The sequence below is a fragment of the Brevundimonas sp. RM1 genome, assembly GCF_052907225.1.
The window spans coordinates 1-2,962 of sequence record NZ_JBRERY010000054.1 but is presented as its reverse complement, the minus strand read 5'-3'; the positions used below and the strand labels follow the sequence as shown (position 1 = coordinate 2,962).

The window sequence follows — 2,962 nt, the reverse complement described above, 5'->3', positions numbered from 1 at the left end:
AACGGGTACAGCGGTCGAATGACCACTGCTCCCTACAACTTCGACAACACCAGCGGGGTCGGCTTCCACGTGAAGTCGTCTCATATGTACATCAGCGCTTCACGTACGGGACCGGGCTCGGTCGGCACTGCCAACGTCACGGTTGAAGCGGTCGGGGCCGTGGGGCCGGTTGACTTCATTGTCTACCGCATGAGCGGGGACGCTTCGATCGAGGCTTTCCCTGTGCGGTCTACGGCTTCCACTGCGCCCTACAGGCACATTCTGTCTTTCGACACCAACCTGACCAATCAGACCAAGCGAGCTGTCTTCGGGTGCTCTGCCAGAGACGCGGCCGGGAACACGGCGAATGTCGTGATCGAGGTCGAGATTTTCTACAACGAGGAGTGAGCCATGCAGCCGATGATCTATCTCGGTTTAGCCCTGCTTTTGGGCGTCATAGCCCTGATCTTCTGGGTGAACGCTCGAAGGTCTCCCCGCCATCGTGGCGGCGATGATCGAACGACCGGCTCCGGCCGTAGCGAACATAACTAGAGAAGGGCTGATAGCTATGACGCAAACAGACGCTGAAAAGCTTGCCGCCGCTGAAGCCGCCATGGCTGCCGCGGCGGAAGCCGCCAAGGCTGCTCGACTGCCGTCCGCGAACGCAGCCGTCGCCCTCCTTTCGGGGGAACAGGCAGGTGCCTTCTTGTCCGGAGTGAAGGCCGCCATTGCCGATAGCGTGGACGACCTGCCGCGCCCGCTCGGAACGCAGGGCGCCGAGGGCACGAAGCAGATGCTTCAGCGCATCGTCACGTCGATGGAGAGCGGTCTTTCCGCAGCCCAGGCGCGGGTCCAGTCATTGCAGCCGACGCCAGCGCCGGAGGCCCCGGCCGAGCCGGAAGCCTGACGAACCCGGTTCGCCGCTGGTGGGCCGTTTCCTGACAATCTGAAATGGGAGGGCGGCGCATGCTGTCTGATCTACCCCCCGGCTTCGACCTGGGGCGGCTGCGCTATGCCTTCGGGGGCGCGGCCGGGGCGCTGATTTATGGCGTCTACACCTTCGTGCAACTGGTCAAGGCAGGCCATCGGCCGTCGCTGTCGGACTTCTGGCGCGCGCTGGCGAATGTGACGGCCGGGCTGCTGGTCGGCACCGTCGCAGCCTTCGCTCTTGGCCCGGCGCTGGTCGCCATGATCCCGTTCGAGGGGTTGAGGGCCGCCGTCGATCCGGTCGCCGTCGGCTTCGTCGTCGGTGGTTTGGGCTGGGAGCTTCTGCCGCTCGTCATCGAGGGGGCCAAGCGCTGGGCCTCTCGTCTGGGCAAGGAGAAGTCGGGATGACCTGGGTCGACTGGATCGCCGCGCTGGCGAGCGGTTACGGCAGCGCCTGTCTACAGTTGCGCGCGCAGGCGCTGAAGCCCCGCATGGGCGAGTATCCTGAGGGACCGGGCGATGTGCGACGGGCGCTGTTCATCCTGTCGCTGATCCTGGGCGCCTATTCCCTGACCGTTCTGGTCGGGGACTATGGCGCATCCCGCACCGAGGCGCTGCTGGTCTGCGCCGTGGCCTTCACCGCCCATGTCCTGTGGCGGAACGTGAGGCGGCAGAGCGTTAATCGCGTCGCCTAAGCAGGCGTGAGCGATTCCCTGACTGCTTTGCTGCATCGGTCACGCAATTGGCTCCACGTCGCCTTACCCTCTAGGCCAAACAAATCTGAACGCGTGTATCCTTCATGAAATAGCGCCTTGCGCACTTCACTAGGAATACGGAAACGTCCGCTGTCGGCCAACTCGAAGGCGCGCTCAATAACTGGCTTCTGATTCATTATGAACCTCGTTTTCGGCCGATCCTGAACGAAGCGATCCTCGATATGGTTGCAGTGCTATCTGGCGCTTACCCGCCTGCCGCCAGCCAATAAAGCACTCCGAAGATCGCCAAACACAGGGCGATCAGCGTCGATTCCAATATTCGTCCAGACGGTCGTCGTCCCGGCATCTCGCGCCCCTCTCGGTGAGCGGCGTTACTTTCTATCCGAGTAGACCGGTTGTCCAGCCGGGCCGCAAAAACCCCCACAATCTGAACTGGAGACTTCGATGAACGTCGATCCGATGCCCGTTGGCTGGAGCTTTGCCGACGGGATCCTAACCGCCAAGGCGACCTCAATCACCTTTGGTCCATCTCGCTCTCCAACCGAGCTAGGAGTTCGACCAGCGTCTCGGCGGGAACAGCGTCAGTCTGAACACCGGATCCGCCGCCGAACGAAAGAACAGTTGGTCCAGCGTCGTTCAGGGATGCGAAATCCAAGTACCGGTGATTGAACCATGCGGCCACGCCTCCGGCATTCGCCTGAAAGCGGAGCGTACCCAAGATACTCAGTACGGTCTCGAGGTTGGCGATAACTTCAAGATCGATGCGCTCACCAGTCGTGATGATCGTTCCCAGCGGGCTTTCGCGCGCTGAAATCACTCTGTGAGCGTCGACGATGAAGCTGCCTGTCTGGGAGGGCAGCATCACGAATTTGGCTGGCATGTAGGTCTCCATTCTGAGGCCCGCATTAGCGGCTCGGTCCGATGCTGAGTCCAGCACGCAAAACCATAATATCTGAACTGGAGATCACCATGCTCGACGCACGTCGGCTGCAGGGCCGCCTCGGCGTGTCCGTGGACGGCATCATCGGCGCCGGAACCCTGACGGCGCTGTTCGCGCGGATGGGCGCGCAGAAGCCGGTAGCGGAGGAGCTGGGCCTCGCCGCCAATGTCCACTTCCGCACCTACGGCATCCTCGATAGCGGCCTTCGCCTGGCGCACTTCATGGGCCAGTGCGGTCATGAGAGCGGCGGCTTCCGTTTCATGGAAGAGATCTGGGGCCCGACGCAGGCGCAGAGGGGCTACGAGGGGCGCGCGGATCTCGGCAACACACAATCCGGAGATGGTCGCCGCTATCAGGGGCGCGGGCCGATCCAATTGACGGGCCGGGCCAACTATCGCCG

Annotated in this window: 6 protein-coding genes; 5 read left to right on the top strand and 1 reads right to left on the bottom strand. The window is 62.7% G+C overall.

The window, feature by feature from the left end:
- From ACU5AP_RS16100 to ACU5AP_RS16085, 4 genes are all read left to right on the top strand, one after another.
- A partial coding sequence (locus tag ACU5AP_RS16100) for a hypothetical protein (RefSeq protein ID WP_446681541.1) occupies positions 1 to 387 on the top strand: 387 nt, incomplete at its 5' end.
- A gap of 160 nt (positions 388 to 547) precedes the next feature.
- Positions 548 to 886: a hypothetical protein gene (locus tag ACU5AP_RS16095; RefSeq protein WP_446681540.1), complete on the top strand. Its 339-nt coding sequence runs from the start codon at positions 548 to 550 to the stop codon at positions 884 to 886.
- Positions 887 to 945: 59 nt separating this feature from the next.
- A complete protein-coding gene (locus ACU5AP_RS16090; protein WP_128719053.1) occupies positions 946 to 1,314 on the top strand; it encodes a hypothetical protein in 369 nt (122 codons plus the stop codon).
- Positions 1,311 to 1,601, top strand: coding sequence for a hypothetical protein (locus tag ACU5AP_RS16085; RefSeq protein ID WP_128719054.1), 291 nt, complete (start codon positions 1,311 to 1,313; stop codon positions 1,599 to 1,601). The genes ACU5AP_RS16090 and ACU5AP_RS16085 overlap by 4 nt, the downstream gene beginning before the upstream one ends.
- A 535-nt stretch (positions 1,602 to 2,136) precedes the next feature.
- Here the strand turns inward: ACU5AP_RS16085 and ACU5AP_RS16080 are convergent.
- On the bottom strand, positions 2,137 to 2,514 hold the full coding sequence (locus ACU5AP_RS16080) for a hypothetical protein (protein WP_128719055.1): 378 nt from the start codon (positions 2,512 to 2,514) through the stop codon (positions 2,137 to 2,139).
- 77 nt (positions 2,515 to 2,591) lie between these two features.
- Between ACU5AP_RS16080 and ACU5AP_RS16075 the strand changes: the two genes are divergently transcribed.
- A partial coding sequence (locus tag ACU5AP_RS16075) for a glycoside hydrolase family 19 protein (RefSeq protein WP_446681539.1) occupies positions 2,592 to 2,962 on the top strand: 371 nt, incomplete at its 3' end.

Excerpts from the sequence above, each read along its gene's own strand:
- ACU5AP_RS16095 (WP_446681540.1), top strand. The coding sequence starts at position 548 with ATGACGCAAACAGACGCTGAAAAGCTTGCCGCCGCTGAAGCCGCCATG.
- ACU5AP_RS16080 (WP_128719055.1), bottom strand. The coding sequence starts at position 2,514 with ATGGAGACCTACATGCCAGCCAAATTCGTGATGCTGCCCTCCCAGACA.
- ACU5AP_RS16090 (WP_128719053.1), top strand. The coding sequence starts at position 946 with ATGCTGTCTGATCTACCCCCCGGCTTCGACCTGGGGCGGCTGCGCTAT.
- ACU5AP_RS16085 (WP_128719054.1), top strand. The coding sequence starts at position 1,311 with ATGACCTGGGTCGACTGGATCGCCGCGCTGGCGAGCGGTTACGGCAGC.